A 21721-nucleotide genomic window follows, 5' to 3' on the forward strand; every position below is an offset into this window, starting at 1 on the left:
TCCCCTGCGGCAGTTCGCGTGCACGGCAAGCCGGCACCTTGCAATCAGGCAGTACCCACGTCCCGGGAGACATCGCATGGCCAAGCAGAGCAGTCAGAAGTTCATCGCGCGGAATCGCGCGCCGCGGGTGCAGATCGAGTACGACGTCGAGGTCTACGGCGCCCAGAAGAAAGTGCAGGTGCCGTTCGTGATGGGCGTGATGTCGGACCTGTCCGGTACCAACAACGCCGAGCTGCCGCCGATCGAGGAGCGCAAGGCGCTGGAGATCGACGTGGACAACTTCGACAACCGCCTGCAGTCGATGAAACCGCGGGTCTCTTTCGCCGTGCCGAACACGCTGACCGGCGAGGGCAACCTCAGCGTGGACATCACCTTCGAGAGCATGGACGACTTCTCGCCTGCCGCGGTCGCCCGCAAGGTCGGCGCGGTGGCCAAGTTGCTGGAGGCGCGCACCCAGCTCGCCAACCTCGGCACCTACATGGACGGCAAGGCCGGCGCCGAGAAGCTGATCGCGCAGGCCATCAACGATCCGGCGCTGCTGCAGTCGCTGGTATCTGCAGCTAAGCCCGGCGATGCCGGCAAGGACGGGGAGTAAGCAACCATGGCAACCGAGAAACTGGCCGAACAGGGCGGCGCGACCCAGACCCTGGTACCCGACGACTTCGCCGCGCTGCTCAGCAAGGAATTCAAGCCCAAGAGCGACCGCGCGAAGGAAGAAGTGGAGTCCGCCGTCCGCACGCTCGCCGAGCAGGTGCTGAACAAGGCGGACATCGTCTCCGACGACGTCACCCAGACCATCAATGCCTACGTGGCCGAGCTGGACCGCAAGATCAGCGAGCAGCTCAACCTGGTCATGCACCACGAGGATTTCCAGAAGCTGGAAAGCGCCTGGCGCGGGCTGCACTACCTGGTCAACAACACCGAGACCGACACGCAGCTGAAGATCCGCGTGATGAACATCTCCAAGAAGGAGCTGGGCAAGACGCTGAAGCGCTACAAGGGCACGGCGTGGGACCAGAGCCCGATCTTCAAGAAGATGTACGAGGAGGAGTACGGCCAGCTCGGCGGCGAGCCCTACGGCTGCCTGATCGGCGACTACTACTTTGACCACAGCCCGCCCGACGTGGAGCTGCTCGGCGGCATCGCCCAGGTGGCAGCCGCGTCGCACGCGCCGTTCATCGCCTCGGCCAACCACACCCTGATGGGCATGGACAACTGGAACGAGCTGGCCAACCCGCGCGATCTGGCGAAGATCTTCTCCACGCCCGAGTACGCTTCCTGGCGCGCGCTGCGCGAGTCGGACGATGCCAAGTACCTCGGGCTGGCGATGCCGCGCACGCTGGCGCGTCTTCCGTACGGCGCCAAGACCGATCCGGTGGAGGAGTTCGATTTCGAGGAGGACACCTCGGGCGCCGACTCGTCCAAGTACACCTGGCAGAACGCCGCCTACGCGATGGCGGTGAACATCAACCGCTCGTTCAAGGAATACGGCTGGTGCTCGCGCATCCGCGGCATCGAGTCGGGCGGTGCGGTGGAAGGCCTGCCGGTGCACACCTTCCCCACCGACGACGGTGGCGTGGACATGAAGTGTCCTACCGAGATCGCGATCACCGACCGCCGCTCGGCCGAGCTGGACAAGATGGGCCTGATGCCGCTGGTCCACCGCAAGAACTCGGACATGGCCGCGTTCATCAGCGCGCAGTCGCTGGCCAAGCCGGAGGAGTACGACGATCCGGACGCCACCGCGAACGCGGCGCTGAGCTGCCGCTTGCCCTACCTGTTCGCGGCCAGCCGTTTCGCGCACTACCTGAAGTGCATCGTGCGCGACAAGATCGGTTCGTTCAGCAGCCGCGAGTCGATGCAGAACTGGCTGACCAACTGGATCATGCAGTACGTCGACGGCGACCCGACCAACTCCAGCGAGCAGACCAAGGCGCGCAAGCCCTTGTCGGCGGCGGAAGTGGTGGTGGAGGAAGTGGAAGGCGCTCCGGGGTACTACACCTCGAAGTTCTACCTCAAGCCGCACTACCAGCTGGAAGGCCTCACCGTATCGCTGCGGCTGGTGTCGCGGCTGCCGTCGGCGGCCAAGGCCTGACGGACGCCGGCCGCTGGCGCGCCCGTCGCAGGCCGTCGCGCCGGCCGCGGGCGACAGGGGTCGCGCCGGCGCTGCCGGACGCCGTCGGAAGTGCGGGGCATCGTCTGGATGACATCGCGGGGAAAGTGAAGGCAAACACGTGGCAACCGGCAAGGGAACAGCCCGGCCGGGCGGATCCATTCATCAACAGGTGATCGAGGAGAAGGTTCATGGCATTCGACATGCACATCAAGTTCGGCTCGGGCAAGGTCGAGATCAAGGGGGCGTCCAACCACAAGAAGCACAAGGGCGAGGTGCCGATCCTGGCGTGGTCGTGGGGCGTCAGCAACACCGGCGACCTGCACAGCGGCGCGGGTTCGGCCAGCGGCGGCAAGGCGCACGTGCAGGACATCTCCATCACCAAGTACGTGGACGGCTGCTCCAACGCGCTGATCAACGCCTGCTGCACGGGCGGCCGCGTGGAGAACGCCTGGCTGTACGTCACCAATGCCACCGGCGAGCAGACCGACTTCCTCACCATCGAGTTGAGCGAAGGCGTGCTGGTCACCTCGGTGTCCACCGGCGGCAGCGGCGGCGAGGACAAGCTCACCGAGAACATCACCCTGCACTTCGGCAAGTTCAAGTACTCGTTCCAGCCGCAGGACGACAAGGGCGGCAAGGACGGCGGCACCAAGGACTTCACCTTCGACATGCAGCAGGTGGCCAGCGCCTGATGCCGATCGGTCTCTTGCAGTTCCTCGTTCCACCAGCCCTCCACTAGCCGGGTGTGTGCATGACCCCAGAGAACATGCTGAAAGAAGGTCGGTTGGACGAGGCGCTGCAAGGGCTGACCGCACAGGTCCGCGGCAATCCGGCGGACGCGAAGGCGCGGGTGTTCCTGTTCCAGCTGCTGGCCGTGCTGGGGCAGTGGGAGCGGGCGCACAACCAGCTCAAGGTGAGTGGCGAGCTCGACCCGGCCAACACGCTGATGGTGGAGGCCTACAACCGTGCGTTGGCCGGCGAGCTGGAGCGGCAGCAGGTGATGGCCGGCGCGCGCTCGCCGATGGTGATCGGCGAGCCGGCGCAATGGCTGGCGCTGTTGCTGCAGTCGCTGAAGCTGCAGGCCGAGGGCCGCCACGCACAGGCGCAACCCCTGCGCGAGCAGGCATTCGAACAGGCCGATGCGGCGGCCGGCGAGATCGACGGCACGCCGTTCGAGTGGATCGCCGACGCCGACCCGCGCTTCGGGCCCTGCCTGGAGATGATCGTCAACGGCGGCTACGCCTGGGTGCCGTTCACGCGCCTCAAGAAGCTGGTGTTCGAGGCACCTGCCGACCTGCGCGACAAGGTATGGGCGCCGGTGCAGGTGACCTGGAGCAACGGCGGCCAGGCGGTGGGTTTCGTGCCGTGCCGCTACCCGGGTTCCGAACGGGCGCCGGACAGCGAACTGGTGCTGGCGCGGCGTACCGACTGGGCTGATCTCGGCGGCGATTGCTTCGCCGGTTGCGGCCAGCGCATGCTGGCCACCGACGCGGGCGAATACCCGCTGCTGGACGTCCGCAGCATCACGTTCAACGCGGCCTGAACCATGGCCGAACTCACCACCCAGGAGCGCCTGCAGCCTTCGCTGCTCGATCGCCTCACCGACGACGAGCCCGGCAAGGCCGACGAGAGCCGCGAGAAACGGGTGATCTCGGCCACGCGCCTGCGCGACTGTGTGGCCCGCGACATGTCCTGGCTGCTCAACTGCGTGAACCTGGGTGCCGACGCCGAGCTGGCGGACTATCCGGACGTGGCGAATTCCGTGCTCAACTTCGGTATCCCCGACCTCACCGGCGCGGCGCTGTCCGGCGTCAAGGCCGACGTGCTGCAGCGCCAGGTGCGCGATGCCATCCTCGCCTTCGAGCCGCGGCTGACACCCGGCACCCTGCAGGTCGTCGTGAAGGCAGATGCCGATCGCATGGATCGCCAGTCGCTTGTGTTCAACATTGCCTCGGAGATGTGGGCACAGCCGATTCCGCTGAACCTCTACCTCAAGACCGAGGTGGACCTGGAGACCGGGCGGATCAACGTGTCGGAAGGCCTGGGCTGACCGCCATGGATCCGCGCCTGCTCCGCTACTACAACCGCGAGCTGCAGCACGTCCGCGAGATGGGCGGCGAGTTCGCGCGCGAATACCCGAAGATCGCCGGTCGCCTCGGCATGGAAGGCTTCGAGTGCGCCGACCCCTACGTGGAGCGGCTGCTGGAAGGCTTCGCCTTCCTCGCCGCCCGCATCCAGCTCAAGCTCGACGCGCAGCATCCGGTGTTCACCCAGCACCTGCTGGAGATGATCTACCCGCACTACCTTGCACCGGTGCCGTCGATGGCGGTGGTGCAGCTGAACCCCGACACCAAGGAAAGCGCGCTCGCCACCGGCCCCGTGGTGGCTCGGCAGACCGCGCTGCGCGGCCTCACCGGCCACGACGAGCGCACCGCCTGCGAATACCGCACGGCGCACGATGTCACCTTGTGGCCGCTGGAGCTGGCCGAGGCGAAATACTTCGAGACGCCGGCCGCACTGGCCGCCGCCGGCGTGCCGTTGCCCAGCGACCGCACCGTGCGCGCGGGCCTGCGGCTGAAATTCACCGTCACCGCCGGCGCGCAGGCGAACATGCTGGCGCTGGACGAACTGCCGCTGTTCATCGCCGGCACCGACGAATTGCCGAAGCGCCTGTACGAGCAACTGCTCGGCAACGCGGTGGGCTACCTGGTGCGCACGCCGGGAGCGGGCGGCGTGGTCAGCGAGTTCTTCGACGGCAACTGCATCCGCGACAAGGGCTTCGCCGACGACGAGGCCTTGCTGCCGTACACCGACCGCTCGTTCAGCGGCTACCGCCTGCTGCAGGAATACTTCGCCTGCCCCGAGCGCTTCCTGTTTGCGGTGTTCACCGGCCTGAAGCCGGTGCTGGCGCGCTCGTCGGCCTGCGAGTTCGAGATTGTGACGCTGTTCGACCGCAGCGTGAGCCGCCTGCACAACGCGGTGGACGCAGGCAACTTCCGGCTGTTCTGCACCCCGGCGATCAACCTGTTTCCCCGCCGCGCCGACCGCATCCATCTGCAGCCGGGGCGCACCGAGTACCACGTCCTGGCCGACCGTACCCGGCCGATGGATTTCGAGATCCACAGCGTCGCCGACGTCGAGGGATTCGGCGATCGCCAGGAGCCGGAGCAGCGCTTCCAGCCGTTCTACGGCAGCGACGAGCGCACCTGGCACAGCGGTGCGGCGGCATTCCACACCATCCGCCGCGAACCGCGCCTGCTGTCCGCGCGCCAGCGCCTGCACGGTGCGCGTTCCAGCTACGTCGGCAGCGAAGTGTTCATCTCGCTGGTCGACGCCAACGATGCGCCGTATCCGACGCAATTGCGCCAGCTTGGCATGCGCCTGCTGTGCACCAACCGCGACCTGCCGCTGCAGATGCCGGTGGGCAAGTCGCGCACCGACTTCACCCTGGATACCGGTGCTCCGGTGGCGTCGATCCGCTGCGTGGCCGGCCCCACCAAGCCGCGCGCGCCGACCGCCAGCGGCGAAACCGCGTGGCGGCTGATCAGCCACCTGCAGCTGAACTATGTCTCGCTGCTGGGCGATGGCGGCGAGGAGGGTGCGTCGGCACTGCGCGAAATGCTCACGCTGTACTGCGACGAGTTCGACGCCGCTGCGCGCCGCCAGATCGAAGGCGTCAAGGCGGTAGCCGCGCAGCCGGTGGTGCGGCGCATCCCGGTGCCTGGGCCGATCAGCTTCGGCCGCGGCCTGGAGATCACGCTGACCTGCGACGACGGCGCCTTCGAAGGCACCGGCGCCTTCCTGCTCGGCGCGGTGATGCAGCACTTCTTCGCGCGGCACGTCTCGGTGAATTCCTTCACCGAGACCGTGCTGCGCACCCTGGAACGCAACGAGGTGGCCCGATGGCCGGCACGGCTCGGCAAGCGCCAGATCCTGTAGCGGCGGCCCGGACGGAGCTCGAGCTGGCGCTGCGGGAGCAGCCGGAGGGCTTCGAGTTCTTCGAGGCGCTGCGCCGGCTCGAATGCGCGCATCCGCAGCGGCCGCGGCTGGGCGAGTCCGCCAAGCCGGCGGAGGATGCCGTGCGCCTGTGCCACACGCCCTCGCTGGCATTCCCGCCGCGAGCCGTGGATCGCTACGAGCCGGCAGGCGACGGCCGGCCGGCCCGGCTGCACGGCCTGTTCCTGGGCTTGTTCGGGCCGAACGCGCCGTTGCCGCTGCACCTCACGGAATACGCGATGGACCGCCAGCGCAACGCGAAGGATTCCACCCTGGTGGCGTTCGCCGACATCTTCCACCACCGCATGTTGAGCCTGTTCTACCGCGCCTGGGCCAACGCCCAACCCACCGTGCAGCTCGATCGCCCGGACGAGGATCGTTTCCGCCTGTACATGGGCGCCCTGGTGGGGCTTTCCACGCAAGGGCTAGAGGCGCGCGATGCGCTGCCCGACCAGTACAAGCGCTTCTTCGCCGGCCGCCTGGTGGCGCAGGCCCGCAATGCCGAGGGGCTGCGCGGCCTGCTGGAACATTTCTTCCGCGTCCCGGTACGCGTGCTGGAGTTCGTGGCGGGATGGATGCGCCTGCCGCGGGAGGCGCACCTGCGCCTGGGCGCCACGCCCGAGGTGGCCGGCCTGGGCCGCACCGCGGTGCTGGGCGGATACGTCTGGGGCTCGCAGCAGCGCTTCCGGCTGCGCCTCGGCCCGCTGACACGCGCCGAGTTCAACAATTTCCTGCCCGGGGGCGAGGCGCTGCGCCAGCTGGTGGCCGCGGTGAGGACCTACGTGGGTGAGGAGAAGGCCTGGGACGTGCAGCTGGTGCTGAAGCGCGCCGAGGTGCCGACCACGAAGCTGGGCCAGTCTGGACGCATGGGGCTCTCCACCTGGATGGGCGCGCCGCGTCGGGATGCCGATCCGGACCACGTGATCCTGCAGCCGGTGGGGTAGGGCATGCATACCCAGGCCCACATGCGCCAAAACCCCCGCTCCCTCCGGGAGAGGGGTTGGGGAGATGGACTCCAACTCCATAGCCAGCGTCCGCGCGGCAAGTGGCGCAGCGGCATCACCACCATCGAATTCGCGGCGTTGCAGCCGCCCACGTCACTTCAGGGGTAGATCCATGGCAGAGATCAGTCGCAGCGCGCTGTTCGGCAAGCTCAACAAGCTGGCCTACCGGGGCATCGAGAGCGCCACCGTGTTCTGCAAGTTGCGCGGCAACCCTTACGTGGAGCTGGTGCACTGGATCCACCAGATCCTGCAGCTGCAGGACTCGGATCTGCACCGCATCGTCAAGCAGTTCAACCTCAATCCGTCGAACCTGGCGCGCGACGTCACCGACGCGCTGGATCGCCTGCCGCGCGGCTCCACCAGCATCTCCGACCTCTCCAGCGACGTGGAGGAAGCGGTCGAGCGCGGCTGGGTGTTTGCCACCCTGATGTTCGGCGAGGCGCAGGTGCGTACCGGATACCTCATGGTGGGCGTGCTGCGCATGCGCCACCTGCGCAACACGCTGCTGGGCGTTTCGAAGGAGTTCGAGAAGGTCAAGCCCGAGACCCTGGTGGAGAAGTTTGCCGAGGTAGTGGCCGGTTCGCCCGAGGACGGCCAGGGCGCCAGCGACGGCTTCAGGCTGGGCGGCGCCGACGCGCCGGGCGAGGCCAGCGGCGCGATGGGCCCCGCGCAGATGGGCAAGCAGGAGGCGCTGCGCCAGTTCACCGTCGACCTCACCGAGCAGGCGCGCAGCGGCAAGATCGATCCCATCGTGGGCCGCGACGAGGAGATCCGCCAGGTGGTGGACATCCTGATGCGCCGCCGCCAGAACAACCCCATGCTGGTGGGCGAGGCCGGCGTGGGCAAGACCGCGGTGGTCGAGGGCTTCGCCCTGCGCATCGCGCGCGGCGACGTGCCGCCGCAGCTCAGGGACGTGGAACTGCGCACGCTGGACGTGGGCCTGCTGCAGGCCGGCGCCAGCATGAAGGGCGAGTTCGAGAACCGCCTGCGCCAGGTGATCGAGGAAGTGCAGTCCTCGCCCAGGCCCATCATCCTGTTCATCGACGAGGCGCACACCCTGGTGGGTGCGGGCGGCGCGGCCGGCACCGGCGACGCCGCCAACCTGCTGAAGCCGGCGCTCGCGCGCGGCAACCTGCGCACCGTGGGCGCCACCACCTGGGCCGAATACAAGAAGCACATCGAAAAGGACCCCGCGCTCACCCGCCGCTTCCAGACCGTGCTGGTGGAGGAGCCGGGCGAGGAAAAGGGCATCCTGATGATGCGCGGCGTGGCCAGCGTGATGGAGAAGCACCACCGGGTGCAGATCCTCGACGAGGCGCTGGAGGCGGCGGTGAAGCTGTCGCACCGTTACATCCCCGCGCGCCAGCTGCCCGACAAGGCGGTCAGCCTGCTCGACACCGCGTGCGCGCGCGTGGCGGTGAGCCAGCACGCCGTGCCGCCCGAAGTGGACGACACCCGCAAGCGCATCGAGGCGCTGGAAACCGAGCTGGCCATCATCGCCCGCGAAAAGAGCGTGGGCGTGGAAGTGGCCGAGCGCGAGGCCTCGGCCAACGAGAAGCTCGCGACTCAGCAGGCGCGGCTGGCAAAACTCGAAGCCGACTGGCAGGCCGAGAAGGCCCTGGTGGAGCAGATTCTCGCCCTGCGCGCGAAACTGCGCGGCGACGCCGCGCCGGTGGAAGGCACCGGCAGCAAGCTGGAGGCGGCCGCCAACGCCGAGGCCGAGGCCTCGCCCGAAGTCCCTACGGGCCTCGGCGACGCCGAGCGCGCCGCCACGCTGGAGCAGCTCAAGGGACTGCAGGCGCAGCTCACCGAATTGCAGGGCGAACATCCGCTGATCCTGCCCACGGTGGACTACACCGCGGTGGGTTCGGTGGTCGCCGACTGGACCGGCATCCCGGTGGGCCGCATGGTGCGCAGCGAGCTGGAAACGGTGATGAACCTTGCCAGCATCATGGGCAAGCGCGTGATCGGCCAGGACCACGCGATGGAGATGATCGCCAAGCGCATCCAGACCAGCCGCGCGGGCCTGGACAACCCGAACAAGCCGATCGGCGTGTTCATGCTTGCCGGCACCTCCGGCGTGGGCAAGACCGAAACCGCGCTGGCGCTGGCCGAGGCGCTGTACGGCGGCGAGCAAAACCTCATCACCATCAACATGAGCGAGTTCCAGGAAGCGCATACCGTCTCCACGCTCAAGGGCGCGCCCCCGGGCTACGTGGGCTACGGCGAAGGCGGCGTGCTCACCGAGGCCGTGCGCAGGAAGCCGTACTCCGTGGTGCTGCTGGACGAGGTGGAAAAGGCCCATCCCGACGTGCACGAGATCTTCTTCCAGGTGTTCGACAAGGGCGTGATGGAAGACGGCGAAGGCCGGTCGATCGACTTCAAGAACACCTTGATCCTGCTCACCACCAATGCCGGCACGGACCTGATCGCCGGCCTGTGCAAGGACCCGGAGCTGATGCCAGATCCCGACGGCATGGCCAAAGCCCTGCGCGATCCCCTGCTCAAGATCTTCCCGCCGGCGCTGCTGGGCCGCCTGGTGACGATTCCGTATTACCCGCTGAGCGAGACGATGCTGGGCGAGATCGTCAAGCTGCAGCTGGGCCGCATCAAGAAACGCATCGAGGCGCGCTACCGCATCCCGTTCGAGTACGGCGACGACGTGGTGAAGCTGGTGGTGAGCCGCTGCACCGAGAGCGAGTCGGGTGGCCGCATGATCGACGCGATCCTCACCAACTCGATGCTGCCCGACGTGTCGCGCGAGTTCCTCACCCGCATGATCGCGGGCGTGCCGGTGACGGGGGTCAGGGTCGGGGCGGGCGAGGCCGGGTTCTCGTACGCGTTTGCCTGAGCTCGCAGGATCGTGCCGGACCGATCGCGACGGCGTGAACTTTCATCGCTTTGCCCTGTGCCGGGCAAGAAGAATTTTTGGAGGACAGGGTTGTGACCGTCTCATACCGGAATTACCAGGACAGCCGCATCAACGAACTCGTGTTTGCCGGCACCCACGATGCAGGCATCAACAAGGGCTCGGGAAACGAAAAGACACAGGATCTGGACATCGGCGGCCAGGCCGCGGCGGGCGCCCGCATCTTCGACCTGCGCATCGCGGCGAAATCCACCGGCCTCACGGGTTCGGGGGTGTTAAAGGCCTATCACGGCCAGGGCCTGCACAAGTCCATCGGCGGCAACCGCCTGGTGGCCGGCACCTGGGGCGGCGGGCTGGAGAGCATGCTGCAGGACGCCAGGCGGTTCGTGACGACCAAGTCCACCGAATTCCTTTTCCTCAAGTTCGACCACTGCAAGAACTGGGGCAAGATCGCCGAGATGTGCGTCGACGTGCTCGGGAACGCGATCTATACCGGCGGCGGCAACCTCAACACGAAAACGGCCGGCGATCTGGGCGGCAAGGTGATCGTGCTGTTCACCAACGCCGGCCTGCAGGAGATCGGCGGCGCCAGGCCGGGGCAGGGAATCGTCGGCATCAAGAGCCTGTACGAGAAAGGCGAGAACCAGAAAGCCTACGATCCGAACTATGTCGGCCTGCAGTACCACGGCAAGGGCGGTACCAGCGCCATGAACGGCAAGTCCGACGACAAGAAGATCAACGAGAACGTCAAGAAGCAGACGACCATCATCAGCTCGGGACGGAAGATCAACGGCGGCGATCCCCGGGTCATGGGGATGATCTACTGGACCTCGACTGGCTTGTTCCGGAGCATCAAGTCGCGCGACAACTTCAACTGGACCAAGGGCGGCTTCGGCGACGGCATGGTCAGGCTGTGGCTCGATGGCGTGGGCGAATACATCGACGACAACCTGCCGCTCTACATCATGCGGGATGCCTACGGCTCCGCCAGCGTGCTGAAGCGGTTCATGCCGAACTTCGTCATGATCGATTTTGCCGACAGCCAGAAGTGCGAGACCGTCTTCGCTCTCAACGAGTTGAAGGGGACGCGGCTGGTCCAGGCGGCGATCAACTACGGTGCGGTCAGCCCGGAGCGGTACCAGGACGGTCTGCAGAAGACCCTGCAGCGGGGCTGGGTGCGGGCGGTTTGATGCGATATCCGACACGAAAGCGGTGCCGCCCGGGCGGCACGGCGATCGTGTCCCTCGGTCATGAGAACGGGGTTCGACGAGGTTGCCGCTGCGCCGCGTTCTAAGCGGGGCCATGACGAATGGATACTGGAGACCGGGTATGCCGATTACTACAGGTAATCTTCAAAACAATTGCTACGACTGTATCAATCGGGGTCCTGCGATTGCAGCGGTTAACGGCACCTGCACCAAATACGACCCCTATGACCAGGTTGCGCATACGATCGGCGCACCGCTTGCCTTGAATACCGGTCTGACGCGGATCCACCAGATTTCGTTTGCCGGAGTGGCGGGAGGCGACTCGTACTACCTGCCGTTCCAGGTGGATGGAATTACATCGGTAAGCCTTCCCTTGAATCCGGGTGTCGGCGAGCCAAAGTTTTTCTTCACGATTCGGCTGACGGCGTGCGCGATCTTCATCGATGCCTATCAGCCGACTGCCGGAACGTACACCACGCCGCTCGGTGCGGCGGACAACCGGCCGCGGCTGATCATTGCCCATGCCAACGCGGCTGCACCGTATGCGCTCGGGGTGGTGGGGGTGAACGTGGGGCAGAATCCGGGGTTTTTCCCAGTGGGCGCAAAGAACCAGCTCATGAACGACCGGAATGCGATGCTTGCGACCTATCCCGGGACCAAGATGGGCCTGGCGTCCCTTTACAAGAGCGACTACAACCGCGCGGTTGCCACCGAGGTGCAGAGGCTCATCGCCAAGGGTTATGCCAATGTGGCATATGGCTCAACGACCAGTGTGTTCGGCTTCTATTCCCCGGGTGGTTGGAGGTTCTATTACCAGACGTGGGGCGGGTTCGATTACGACAAGACCCAGCCAATCCTCGGAACGAGGCATGTCGACGGTGCGACGAACCTGAGCAAGCACAAGGTGATCGAATGCCGGCAGTTTTTTCCGTGATCCGCTCTGGGCACGGCAATGCATGACGCGAATCGCCGGGCGATTGCGCATTGGACAGTGGAGGAGCCTCTATGCAGCCAGCCGCCCGCCTTACCGACATGCATGTCTGTCCCATGGTCACCGGCGTGGTGCCGCACGTGGGCGGGCCGATTTCCGCGCCCGGCGCGCCCACCGTGCTGATCGGCGGCCTGCCGGCGGCGCGGCTGGGCGACATGGCCGTCTGCGTGGGACCCCCGGACAGCATCGTCATGGGCTCGCCAACAGTACTGATCGGCGGGCAGCCGGCAGCACGCCTGGGCGACTCCTGCGCGCATGGCGGCACGATCGTGCTCGGTTGCTTCACCGTCCTGATCGCGTGAGCGGGCGCATGCATCACGATTCGGCCCAGATCGTGGCCCGCCCGGCAGCCGTGCCGGACTGGCGCGCCTTGCTGCAGCAGGCGATGCAGGCGCACCAGGCCGAGGATCTCGATACGGCCGAGCGCCTGTACCGCGAAGTGCTGGACCTGCGTGTGGCGCAGCCCGATGCGCTGCATTACCTGGGCGTGCTGTGCCACCAGCGCGGGCACAGCGACGAGGGCGCGGAGCTGATCCGCACCGCGCTGCAGGTCACGCCCAGGCATCCTGACGCGCACAACAACCTGGGCAACATCCACAAGGAATGCGGCCGCCTGCGCGATGCGGAGGCCTGCTATCGCAAGGCGCTGGAATGCGGCCCGCAGCACCACAACGCGCTGAGCAACCTTGCCGTGGTGCTGGAGGCCCAGGAGCGCCCGCAGGAAGCCTTCGAGGTCTACGAAAAGCTGCTGCGGCAGGCACCGCGGCATGCGCAGGGGCACTACTTGCTGGGGCTGTTCCTGCGCAACCACGCGCAGAACCTCGAGCACATCGAGCAATCGGTGGCGTGCTTCCGCGAGGCCTATGCGCTGGAACCCCGTTTCGTGCAGGCGCTGGAGGCGCTGAGCGTGTCGCTGTACGTGCTTGGGCGGACCAGCGAAGCGGTGCAGGTGTACCGCGACTGGGCGGCGCGCGAGCCCGACAATCCGGTTCCGCGCCACATGCTGGCCGCCTGCGGCGGCGCCGACGCGCCGGTGCGCGCGGACGACGCCTATGTGCGCGATATCTTCGACCGCTTTGCGGACAGCTTTGACGAGCAGCTGCTGCAGAACCTCGACTACCGCGCGCCGCAGGTGCTGGCGGAGGCGCTGGGTGCGGTGTTGCCGGCGCCCGCCGCCGCGCTCGACGTGCTGGATGCCGGCTGCGGCACCGGCCTTTGCGCGCCGTTGCTGCGACCGCATGCGCGCCGGCTGGCGGGGGTGGACCTTTCCGGCGGCATGGTGGAGAAGGCGCGCCAGCGCGGCGGCTACGACGCGCTCGCCGTGGCGGAGCTCACCGCCTACCTGCAGGAACGGGCCGCTGCCTGGGACGTGGTGCTCTCGGCCGATACGCTGGTGTACTTCGGCGAGCTGGACACGGTGCTGGAAGCGGCCCATGCCGCATTGCGGCCGGGTGGCTGGCTGGCTTTCTCGCTGGAGGCGGAAGAGGGCGAGCCGGACCGCGTGACGCTCACCGCCAGCGGCCGCTACCGCCATTCGCGTGCCCACGTGCTGCGCGCACTGGAGCGAGCCGGCTTCCGTGACATCCGTATCGCCGAGGACAGCCTGCGCAAGGAGTTCGGCCAGCCGGTGCGCAGCTGGGTGGTGCTGGCCCACCGCGGTGGCGATGCCGGCCAGACGAGGACGAGCGCGGGGTGAGCATGCCTGCCGAGTCCGCCGTCGAAACGGCATCGCGGCAGGAATGGCCGCGCTGGAAAAGCGACTGCAGCGGCTTCGTCCATGCGGTGGCCCGCGACCTCGGCATTGCCCTGTCGGGCAACGCCAATGCCATGGTCGACACGATGGCTGTCAAGGCCAACGGCTGGGTCGACCTGGGACACGACCCGGCACTGGCGATCGGCTACGCCAACCGCGGCTTCCTCGTGATCGCCGGCCTCAAGGCGGCCGGGCACGGGCACGTCGTGGTGATCGTGCCCACCCCGCCGGGCAGCCGTTATCCGGTGGGTTACTGGGGACGGCTGGGCGGCGTGGGACGGGAGAAGACAGGGATCAACTGGTCGTGGAATCATCGCGACCTGCCCAAGGTCGACTATTACGCGAAACCCGTGCCGGAGGGGCACTGATGCGTATCCCACGTTGCCTGCCGATCGTTCTCCTGGCGCTGATTCCGGCCGCCGCCGGTGCCTGCCATTTGCGGCCCATGGGCATCGACGGCGGGGTCGGCAAGCTGGGCAATGTGTCGGTGGCGTTCGGCGAGGCCGACGATGTGCTGCATCCGACCGCGTGGCAAGGGCCGCTGCGGATCAGCATGGGGAGTGCGCCTGCCTGCACGGTCAGCGACGAGGTCAGCATTGTCGAGGCCCCGGTGGTGCTTGGCGACGGCACGCTGTACGTGCCGACCTACTCGGGCAGCAACAACCGCCTCTACGCGGTGGACACGAAGAGCTGCCGCGTGCTGTGGCGCAGCCACCCCTTCCACGGACCGACGCGGCTGCGCAACAACCGTCTCACGATCGGTGGCCGACAGGTGACGATGGACCGGCAATGCCGCCCGATGGGCATGGCGGGCAAAGGGCGATAGCGCGGGTACCGGGTGGCGCGCCAGGGGCCGCTCCCGCTGTCGGCGCGTCGCCGCCGGAAAAGCCGCACCGGCCAGGAGGTCGGGGCACCGTCAGGGCGATTTTGACGGTGCGTGACCCGAAATGCCGTTCGATTGCGCATTACAGGGGGAGGAGTTCCCATGCCGCCCGTCGCCCGCCTTGCCAGTTCGCATGTCCGCCCCGTGTCCCGGGGCCGCTTTCCCTGTCCGGCGTCCCTGCGATGCGGGCCGTCCGGGCGCGGCGCGCCGGTCGGCGCGGCGGTGCGGCACCACCGCTGGCACGACCGGCTCCGGCCCTTTACCAGGAGCGCAGTCGCATGAGCGATCCCGTCAAGATCACTTCCAGCAAGTGCGACAACCTGATGTTCGTCGGCATGAGCGCGGACGAGGAACTTGGCGAGCTCTTCCGCTTCGACGTGCAGTTCGAAAGCGCGGACGCGGGCATCGACCTGACTTCGCTGCTGGGCTCGTCGATGACCGTGACGCTGACCCTGGAGAACAGTTTCAAGCGCCATTTCAACGGCATGGTCTGCGAGGCGTCGCAGACCGGCGTCGCCACCGTCGACACGCTGGTCTACGCGCAATACGCCGTCACCCTGGTGCCCAAGCCGTGGCTGCTGGAACAGATCGTCGACTGCCGCATCTTCACCGAGATGACCGCACCGGACATCATCCAGAAGCTGCTGGAGGAGTCCGGCTACACCGACGTGAAGAACAGCCTCACCGGCAACTACGCGCAGCGCGACTACTGCGTGCAGTACCGCGAGGACTGCCTGGGCTTCATTCATCGCCTGATGGAACAGGAAGGCATCTATTATTACTTCACCCACGACAGCAGCAAGCACACCATGGTGCTGGCCGATGGCGTGGGCGCGCATGCCGCCGCCGACGGATTCAAGAAAGTGCCGTTCGCGGCCGGTGCGGGCGGCGCGCTGGGCAAGGCAGCGACGATCGCCACCTTCGGGGCGGTGCGCGGCGTCGACGGCGCCACCTTCAAGCTGACCGACTACAACCCGCTTACGCCCAAGGCCTCGCTGCTGTCTTCGCACACCAGCGACGGCAACCAGCCGGCGACGACCCACACCGCCTTCGATTTCCCCGGCGCGCACGGGGACGCCAGCGTGGGCCAGCACTACGCCAGCGTGCGCGCCGAGGCGCTGACCGCCGCGCGCTCCGGCTACCACGGCACCACCGACGCGTGCGGCGCGGAGGCCGGCAACCTGTTCACCCTGAGCGACTACGCGCGCAGGGAACTGAACCAGGAGTACCTGCTGACCGCCACCCAGAGCTACCTGCGCGGTGGCGGCCATGCGTCGGGCAGCGGCGGCCACCTCGAGTTCCAGTGCCAGTTCCGCGCCATCCCGAGCAGCATTCCGTTCCGCAAAGCCATAAGGACGACGAAGCCCAAGGTCGTCGGCCTGCAGACCGCCATCGTCACCGGCAGCGACACCGACGAGGACATCGCGGTCGACCAGTACGGCCGGGTGCAGGTGAACTTCCACTGGAACATGCCGGACAAGCCGAACGCGAAGTGCTCCTGCCCGGTGCGGGTGGCCTCGCCGTGGGCCGGCAAGGGCTGGGGTGCGGTAAGCATCCCGCGCGTGGGCCAGGAGGTGGTGGTGAGCTTCCTCGAAGGCGATCCCGACCGGCCGCTGATCATCGGCAGCGTCTACAACGCCACGAACACCGTGCCCTACGGCCTGCCTGACAACAAGACCCAGAGCGGCATCAAGAGCCGCAGCCTGCTCGGGGGCGCCGACGACTTCAACGAGCTGCGCTTCGAGGACAAGCAGGGCAGCGAGGACTTCGTCATCCACGCGCAGAAGGACATGCACGAGGAGGTGGAGAACGACCACGTGGTGAGCATAGCCCACGACGAGACGGTGGAGGTCAAGAACAACCAGACGCTCACCGTCGACAACGACCAGACCGAGACGATCAAGCACGACCGCAAGGTTACCGTGCAGAACGACGACAAGCTCGACGTCACCGCCAACGGCACCACCACCATCGGCCAGAAGTTCAAGCTCGACGCGGGCACCGAGATCGACCTGGTCTGCGGCGCATCCAGCATCACGCTGAAGGCGTCGGGCGACATCGAGATCAAGGGCGTCAACATCAAGATCACCGGCGACGCCACGGTGAAGATGGCCGGCCAGGCCACCGTGGACATCGGCGCCGGCGCCAGCGTGAAGGTGCATTCGGACGCGATGATGAATGTGGAGGGCGGGGCGATGACCACGGTGAAAGGGGCGATGCTGCAGCTCACCGGCGACGGCATGGCGAAGCTCGGCGGCGGCATCACGATGATCGGCTGAGGAGGCAGGCCATGTCCGCGATCTTGCAAGCATCGATGCAGATGGGCCTGTCGCCCGAGGCCAGCGCGCGGCTGCGCCCGGAGATGGCGCCGCAGGCGGCGGTGCAGTCGCTGCTGGACGCCGGCGCGGCGCAGGATGCACTGAAGTTGCTGGCGCGACTGCTGCCCAAGCGCTACGCGGTGGCGTGGTTGTGCCAGTGCGCGCGCGACCAGCCACTGGAGCTGGAGGACAAGGCCGGCGCCTCGCTCGCGGAGAAGTGGGTGCGCGAACCCACCGAGAGCAACCGTCGCGCCGCGTACGAGTTCGCGAATTCCGGCGGCTACAAGTCGCTGGGCGCGTGGCTGGCCGCGGCGGCCGGCTGGTCGGGCGGCAGCCTGGCGCCCAGTGCGCAGGAGACGCCGGTGCCCCCGCCGGACCAGCTCACCGCCTGCGCCACGGTGGCGGCGATCAACCTGATGGCGGCGCTGGTGGCCGAACGCTTCGCGGCGCGGCGCGCCGAGTTCGTCGCCCGCGCCTTGAGCCTGCTCGGCACCGGCGAAGCGGCCGGCGCGGGCGGCAAGGGAGCCTGAGCGTGCCGATGCAGATCCTGACATTGGAAGTGCTGGGCCGGCAGGCCGCGCAATTCGGCAGCCGCAGCCAGAAAGCCTTTCCCGAGGTCGGCGGCAGCATCGGCCGCTCCGAGGATTGCGACTGGGTGCTCGGCGCGCCCGGTGTGTCGCGCATCCACGCGATGGTGCGTTGCCTCAACGGCATCTATTTCATCGAGGACCGCAGCACCAACGGCATGCTGCTCAACGGTGCGCCGCTGCCCAAGGGCGAGCCCTCCGCGCTGAAGGACGGCGACCGCCTGCAGATCGACACTTTCGAGATCTCGGTGCAGGTACGGGCGCCGGGCCAGGCAGCCGCCGAGGCGCCGCCCGCGCCCGCGCCGGCGATGGCGCCTGCGCCGCTGGCGAGCGATCCGCTGGATTTCGGCTTGTCCGACCTGCTGGCGCCGGCGCCGCCGCCGGCCGCGGGCGCCAGCCTGATACCCGACGCTGCCGCGGTCGGCGGCGACCTCGATCCGCTGAGTTTCCTCGACGCGCCCTATGCAACGCCGGTGGCGGAGCCCGCGCCGCCGCGGCCGGCGCCGATCCCGAGCTGGAACCACACGCCCGGCAGCGCCGACCATTTCCGTCCGCCGGTGACCGACGTGCAGCGCCAGGCCCAGGTGCTGCCTGAGAACTGGGACCTGACCATGGGCGATTTCGCGCCCAAGGCGGAGCCTGCCGCGCCCGCTGCGCCGCCCACCGCGCCGCCGGCCACCGCCGCGTTTGCCGCGCCGGCCATCGGCCCGGCGGCGACGGCGGTGCTGCCCGCGGAGCTGGAGCGGATCCTGCTGATCGTGGCCGACGGCGTGATGGACGTGTTGCGCGCCCGCGCCGAGATCAAGAACACCTTCCGCCTGCCGGTGACCATCATCCAGCGCTCGGAGAACAATCCGCTCAAGTTCGCGCCCACCGCGGACGAGGCGGTGCAGCGCATCCTGGCGCCCGCCGGACCGGCCTTCCTCTCCGGCAGCGCCGCGTTCCAGGATGCCTTCGAGGACATCCGCTGCCACCAGATGGCGATGCTGGCCGGCGTGCGCGCCGCCTTCGAATCGCTGCTGGTGCACTTCAATCCCGACCGCTTCGAGCACGAGGCCGACGGCGGCGCGAAGCGCGCGGCGTTCGGCGGCAAGGGCCGCTACTGGGACCGCTACCGCGAGCACTTCGAGGAGCTCATGGGCAATCCCGACGAATGCTTCCGCCGCCTCTTCGGCGACGAGTTCGCGCGCGCCTACGAGGAACAGCTGGCGCGATTGAAGTCGGTGCGAAGGGCGGAACAGGCGCGCCGCCCCTGACCCGGGGCAGACCGGAACAACCATGAGCGAGCAAGCGGCATGACGCAGAACAACAAGGTGATCTGGAGCGAAGGCCTGTTCCTCAGGCCCCAGCACATGCAGCAGCAGGAACGCTACCTGGAGCGCTTCGTCGAGCTGCGCGCCGGCAGCCTGCGCCCCCACGCTTGGGGCTTCCACGAGCTGGAGCTGGAGGCGGACCTGCTGGCAATCGGCAAGCTCGGCATCAAGCGCGCGCGCGGCATCTTCCCGGACGGCACGCCGTTCGCGATGCCCGGCGACGATCCGCTGCCGCCGCCGCTGGACGTGGATGCGAACTGCCGCGACCAGACCGTGTTCCTCACCTTGCCGCTGCGCTCGCCCACCCAGCCCGACAGCGGGCGACCCGAGGCGCCGGCGGAGAAACTCTTCCGCTTCCGCGTACGCGAGGCCGAGGTGCGCGATGCCTCGGGCAGCACCGACGGCGCGACGCCGCTGGAAGTGGGTGGCATGAGCAGCCGCCTGCTGCCGCAGTCGCAGCCGATGGAAGGGCTCACCCGCATGCCGCTGGCGCGCATCGTCGAATGTCGCAGCGACCGCCGGGTGACGCTGGATGACGCCTTCATGCCCACCGGCCTCAGTTGCCAGGGCGTGCCGCGGCTGGTGACCTTCCTCACCGAACTGCTGGGCCTGCTGCACCAGCGCGGCGAGGCGCTGGCCAGCCGCGTGGCGCTGACCGACCGCGGCGGCGCCGCGGAGATCGCCGACTTCCTGCTGTTGCAGGTGGTGAACCGCTGCCAGCCGCTGGTGGCGCACCTGGCCGAGGCGCCGCTGCTGCATCCGGAGGAGCTGTACCGTGTGCTGGTGGCGATGGCCGGCGAGCTGGCCACCTTCACCGCGCCCGGCAAGCGGCCGCCCGCGCTGCCGCCGTACCGCCACGAGGCGCTGCGCGAGAGTTTCGAACCGGTGATCGCCGCCCTGCGCGCCAGCCTCAGCGCGGTGATGGAGCAGACCGCCACGCCGATCCCGCTGCAGGAACGCAAGTACGGCGTGTGGGTGGCGGTGGTGCCCGACCTCACCCTGCTGGACAACGCCGCCTTCGTGCTGGCGGCGAAGGCCGACGTGAAGTCCGAGGAGCTGCGCCGGCAGTTGCCCGCGCAGTCGAAGATCGGCCCAGTGGAGAAGATCCGCGACCTGGTGAACCTGCAGCTGCCGGGCATCCCGGTGGCGCCGATGCCGGTGGCGCCGCGGCAGATCCCGTACAACGCCGGCTACCTGTATTTCGAGTTCGACCGCCACGCGGCGATGTGGCGCGAGCTGAAGACCTCCGGCGGCATCGCGTTCCACTTCGGCAGCGGCTTCGCCGGGCTGGACCTGCAGCTGTGGGCGATTCGAGGAGGGTGATGTGAGTACTCCCAAGGGTCCGTTCGACGACGATCCGATGCGCGACGCCACCGTGGTGCGTCCGCGCGGCGCCGCGCCAGCGCCGGTACCCGCGCCCGCGCAGGCCGCGCCGCCTGCGGCCGCACCGGCGCCTGCGCCCGCGCCGCGCGGCGTGGCGGCCACCCCGGCCGAGATCAGCGCCTTCCTCGGCGGCGGCATGAACCCGCTGGTACAGGCGGCCAGCCCGCTGCTGCTGCTCGCGGTGCAGCTGCGCCACAGCGCCACGCCGCCGGACGCCAGCCACCTGCGCGAACAGGTGGTGGCGCAGGTGCGCAAGTTCGAGAGCCACGCGCAGCAGGCGAACATTCCGCAGCAGACCGCGCTGGCCGCGCGCTACGTGCTGTGCACCATGCTCGACGAGGCGGTGCTCAACGCGCCCTGGGGCGAGCAGAGCGGCTGGGCGCAGCAGACCCTGCTGGTGACCTTCCACGGCGAGTCCTACGGCGGCGCGAAGTTCTTCCAGATCCTGGAGCGGCTGTGCGCGGATTTCTCGCGCCACATCGGCCTGATCGAACTGATGTACATCTGCCTCGCGCTGGGTTTCGGCGGGCGCTACCTGATCGAGGCGGGCGGCCGCGCCAAGCTGGCCGACATCCAGGACGACCTGTATCGGCGCATCCGTGCGCAGCGCGCGCCGGCCGCGCAGGAGCTGGCGCCGCACTGGCGCGGCATCCAGGACAAGCGCAACCCGCTGATCCGCTACGTGCCGCTGTGGGTGATCGTGGCCGCGGCAGCCTGCGTGCTGTTGGGCGCCTTCCTGTATTTCCACACGCGGCTGAACACGCTGTCCTCGCCGGTAAGCGCGCAGCTGGCGCAGATCGGCCTGGAAGGCGCGACGCCGCCGGCCGCCGCACAACTGGACAAGGCCAACCCGCCGCCCGTGCATCCCACGCTGAAGCAGCTGCTGGCGCCCGAGGAGCAGGCCGGCCAGCTCGCCATAGTCGAGCAGGGCAACGGCCGCGAGCTGGTGCGGCTTTCCGCAACCGGCATGTTCGCCTCCGGGGGCGTGGAGGTGAGCGATGCCGAGCTGCCGTTGCTGCACAAGATCACCGCGGCGCTGAATCAGGTGCCGGGTCGGGTGATCGTGGTGGGGCATACCGACGACCAGCCGATCCACTCGCTGAAGTTCAAGGACAACTTCGCGCTGTCCGCGGCGCGTGCGCATGCGGTGCAGCAGGTGCTCGGCGACGGCCTGGACAACCCCGGCCGACTGGAGGCCAGCGGCGCGGGCGACTCGCAGCCGATCGCGCTGCCGCCGAACCTGCCGGCGAACCGTGCGCGCAACCGGCGCGTGGAACTGATGTACATCCCCGAGGGTTGA

Annotated in this window: 19 protein-coding genes; all 19 read left to right on the top strand. The window is 68.2% G+C overall.

The features are described from left to right. Window positions 1-76: 76 nt before the first annotated feature. The 19 genes from tssB to icmH all read left to right on the top strand — a co-directional run bounded on the left by tssB (window position 77) and on the right by icmH (window position 21721). On the top strand, window positions 77-595 hold the full coding sequence (gene tssB, locus AC2EWF_RS02660) for a type VI secretion system contractile sheath small subunit (RefSeq protein ID WP_483637806.1): 519 nt from the start codon (window positions 77-79) through the stop codon (window positions 593-595). Window positions 596-601: 6 nt separating this feature from the next. After that, on the top strand, window positions 602-2095 hold the full coding sequence (gene tssC / locus AC2EWF_RS02665) for a type VI secretion system contractile sheath large subunit (protein WP_483637807.1): 1494 nt from the start codon (window positions 602-604) through the stop codon (window positions 2093-2095). A 209-nt stretch (window positions 2096-2304) separates the two neighbouring features. Then, complete coding sequence (locus AC2EWF_RS02670) at window positions 2305-2808, top strand: Hcp family type VI secretion system effector (RefSeq protein WP_483637808.1); 504 nt, start codon at window positions 2305-2307, stop codon at window positions 2806-2808. A gap of 53 nt (window positions 2809-2861) precedes the next feature. Continuing rightward, window positions 2862-3659, top strand: a complete 798-nt coding sequence (locus tag AC2EWF_RS02675; RefSeq protein WP_483637809.1) for a type VI secretion system accessory protein TagJ — start codon at window positions 2862-2864, stop codon at window positions 3657-3659. Window positions 3660-3662: 3 nt separating this feature from the next. Beyond that, the gene (gene tssE, locus AC2EWF_RS02680; protein WP_483637810.1) at window positions 3663-4166 is read left to right on the top strand and encodes a type VI secretion system baseplate subunit TssE; all 504 of its coding nucleotides are present in this window, start codon (window positions 3663-3665) and stop codon (window positions 4164-4166) included. A gap of 5 nt (window positions 4167-4171) precedes the next feature. Next, window positions 4172-6055, top strand: coding sequence for a type VI secretion system baseplate subunit TssF (tssF, locus tag AC2EWF_RS02685; protein ID WP_483637811.1), 1884 nt, complete (start codon window positions 4172-4174; stop codon window positions 6053-6055). Beyond that, the gene (gene tssG / locus AC2EWF_RS02690) at window positions 6019-7056 is read left to right on the top strand and encodes a type VI secretion system baseplate subunit TssG (protein WP_483637812.1); all 1038 of its coding nucleotides are present in this window, start codon (window positions 6019-6021) and stop codon (window positions 7054-7056) included. The genes tssF and tssG overlap by 37 nt, the downstream gene beginning before the upstream one ends. 172 nt (window positions 7057-7228) lie before the next feature. Next, window positions 7229-9967, top strand: coding sequence for a type VI secretion system ATPase TssH (gene tssH, locus AC2EWF_RS02695; protein WP_483637813.1), 2739 nt, complete (start codon window positions 7229-7231; stop codon window positions 9965-9967). A gap of 92 nt (window positions 9968-10059) precedes the next feature. Then, on the top strand, window positions 10060-11175 hold the full coding sequence (locus AC2EWF_RS02700; RefSeq protein ID WP_483637814.1) for a phosphatidylinositol-specific phospholipase C domain-containing protein: 1116 nt from the start codon (window positions 10060-10062) through the stop codon (window positions 11173-11175). Between the two features lie 139 nt (window positions 11176-11314). Continuing rightward, entirely contained in the window at window positions 11315-12127 is an 813-nt protein-coding gene (locus AC2EWF_RS02705; protein ID WP_483637815.1) for a hypothetical protein, read from the top strand. 71 nt (window positions 12128-12198) lie between these two features. Further along, the gene (locus AC2EWF_RS02710) at window positions 12199-12486 is read left to right on the top strand and encodes a PAAR domain-containing protein (protein WP_483637816.1); all 288 of its coding nucleotides are present in this window, start codon (window positions 12199-12201) and stop codon (window positions 12484-12486) included. Between the two features lie 83 nt (window positions 12487-12569). Further along, complete coding sequence (locus AC2EWF_RS02715; protein WP_483638248.1) at window positions 12570-13880, top strand: class I SAM-dependent DNA methyltransferase; 1311 nt, start codon at window positions 12570-12572, stop codon at window positions 13878-13880. 2 nt (window positions 13881-13882) lie between these two features. Beyond that, on the top strand, window positions 13883-14305 hold the full coding sequence (locus tag AC2EWF_RS02720; RefSeq protein ID WP_483637817.1) for a hypothetical protein: 423 nt from the start codon (window positions 13883-13885) through the stop codon (window positions 14303-14305). Further along, complete coding sequence (locus AC2EWF_RS02725; RefSeq protein WP_483637818.1) at window positions 14305-14763, top strand: hypothetical protein; 459 nt, start codon at window positions 14305-14307, stop codon at window positions 14761-14763. Before AC2EWF_RS02720 ends, AC2EWF_RS02725 begins: the two co-directional genes overlap by 1 nt. A gap of 335 nt (window positions 14764-15098) precedes the next feature. Continuing rightward, a complete protein-coding gene (locus tag AC2EWF_RS02730) occupies window positions 15099-17099 on the top strand; it encodes a type VI secretion system Vgr family protein (RefSeq protein ID WP_483637819.1) in 2001 nt (666 codons plus the stop codon). Between the two features lie 11 nt (window positions 17100-17110). After that, complete coding sequence (locus AC2EWF_RS02735) at window positions 17111-17668, top strand: DUF6931 family protein (RefSeq protein WP_483637820.1); 558 nt, start codon at window positions 17111-17113, stop codon at window positions 17666-17668. Between the two features lie 8 nt (window positions 17669-17676). Beyond that, window positions 17677-18981 carry a type VI secretion system-associated FHA domain protein TagH gene (gene tagH / locus AC2EWF_RS02740; protein ID WP_483638249.1) on the top strand — a complete coding sequence of 435 codons (1305 nt, stop codon included), beginning with the start codon at window positions 17677-17679 and terminating at the stop codon, window positions 18979-18981. Window positions 18982-19020: 39 nt separating this feature from the next. After that, window positions 19021-20361, top strand: a complete 1341-nt coding sequence (gene tssK / locus AC2EWF_RS02745; RefSeq protein ID WP_483637821.1) for a type VI secretion system baseplate subunit TssK — start codon at window positions 19021-19023, stop codon at window positions 20359-20361. A gap of 37 nt (window positions 20362-20398) precedes the next feature. Next, the gene (icmH, locus tag AC2EWF_RS02750) at window positions 20399-21721 is read left to right on the top strand and encodes a type IVB secretion system protein IcmH/DotU (RefSeq protein WP_483638250.1); all 1323 of its coding nucleotides are present in this window, start codon (window positions 20399-20401) and stop codon (window positions 21719-21721) included.

It is taken from the genome of Rhodanobacter sp. sgz306013 (genome assembly GCF_057031145.1).

Coding starts and splice junctions, on each gene's coding strand:
- tssH (WP_483637813.1), top strand. CDS start 7,229: ATGGCAGAGATCAGTCGCAGCGCGCTGTTCGGCAAGCTCAACAAGCTG.
- AC2EWF_RS02670 (WP_483637808.1), top strand. CDS start 2,305: ATGGCATTCGACATGCACATCAAGTTCGGCTCGGGCAAGGTCGAGATC.
- tssB (WP_483637806.1), top strand. CDS start 77: ATGGCCAAGCAGAGCAGTCAGAAGTTCATCGCGCGGAATCGCGCGCCG.
- icmH (WP_483638250.1), top strand. CDS start 20,399: ATGCGCGACGCCACCGTGGTGCGTCCGCGCGGCGCCGCGCCAGCGCCG.
- tssG (WP_483637812.1), top strand. CDS start 6,019: ATGGCCGGCACGGCTCGGCAAGCGCCAGATCCTGTAGCGGCGGCCCGG.
- AC2EWF_RS02735 (WP_483637820.1), top strand. CDS start 17,111: ATGTCCGCGATCTTGCAAGCATCGATGCAGATGGGCCTGTCGCCCGAG.
- AC2EWF_RS02725 (WP_483637818.1), top strand. CDS start 14,305: ATGCGTATCCCACGTTGCCTGCCGATCGTTCTCCTGGCGCTGATTCCG.
- AC2EWF_RS02715 (WP_483638248.1), top strand. CDS start 12,570: ATGCAGGCGCACCAGGCCGAGGATCTCGATACGGCCGAGCGCCTGTAC.
- AC2EWF_RS02705 (WP_483637815.1), top strand. CDS start 11,315: ATGCCGATTACTACAGGTAATCTTCAAAACAATTGCTACGACTGTATC.
- tagH (WP_483638249.1), top strand. CDS start 17,677: ATGCAGATCCTGACATTGGAAGTGCTGGGCCGGCAGGCCGCGCAATTC.
- tssE (WP_483637810.1), top strand. CDS start 3,663: ATGGCCGAACTCACCACCCAGGAGCGCCTGCAGCCTTCGCTGCTCGAT.
- AC2EWF_RS02720 (WP_483637817.1), top strand. CDS start 13,883: ATGCCTGCCGAGTCCGCCGTCGAAACGGCATCGCGGCAGGAATGGCCG.
- tssC (WP_483637807.1), top strand. CDS start 602: ATGGCAACCGAGAAACTGGCCGAACAGGGCGGCGCGACCCAGACCCTG.
- AC2EWF_RS02730 (WP_483637819.1), top strand. CDS start 15,099: ATGAGCGATCCCGTCAAGATCACTTCCAGCAAGTGCGACAACCTGATG.
- tssF (WP_483637811.1), top strand. CDS start 4,172: ATGGATCCGCGCCTGCTCCGCTACTACAACCGCGAGCTGCAGCACGTC.
- AC2EWF_RS02710 (WP_483637816.1), top strand. CDS start 12,199: ATGCAGCCAGCCGCCCGCCTTACCGACATGCATGTCTGTCCCATGGTC.
- tssK (WP_483637821.1), top strand. CDS start 19,021: ATGACGCAGAACAACAAGGTGATCTGGAGCGAAGGCCTGTTCCTCAGG.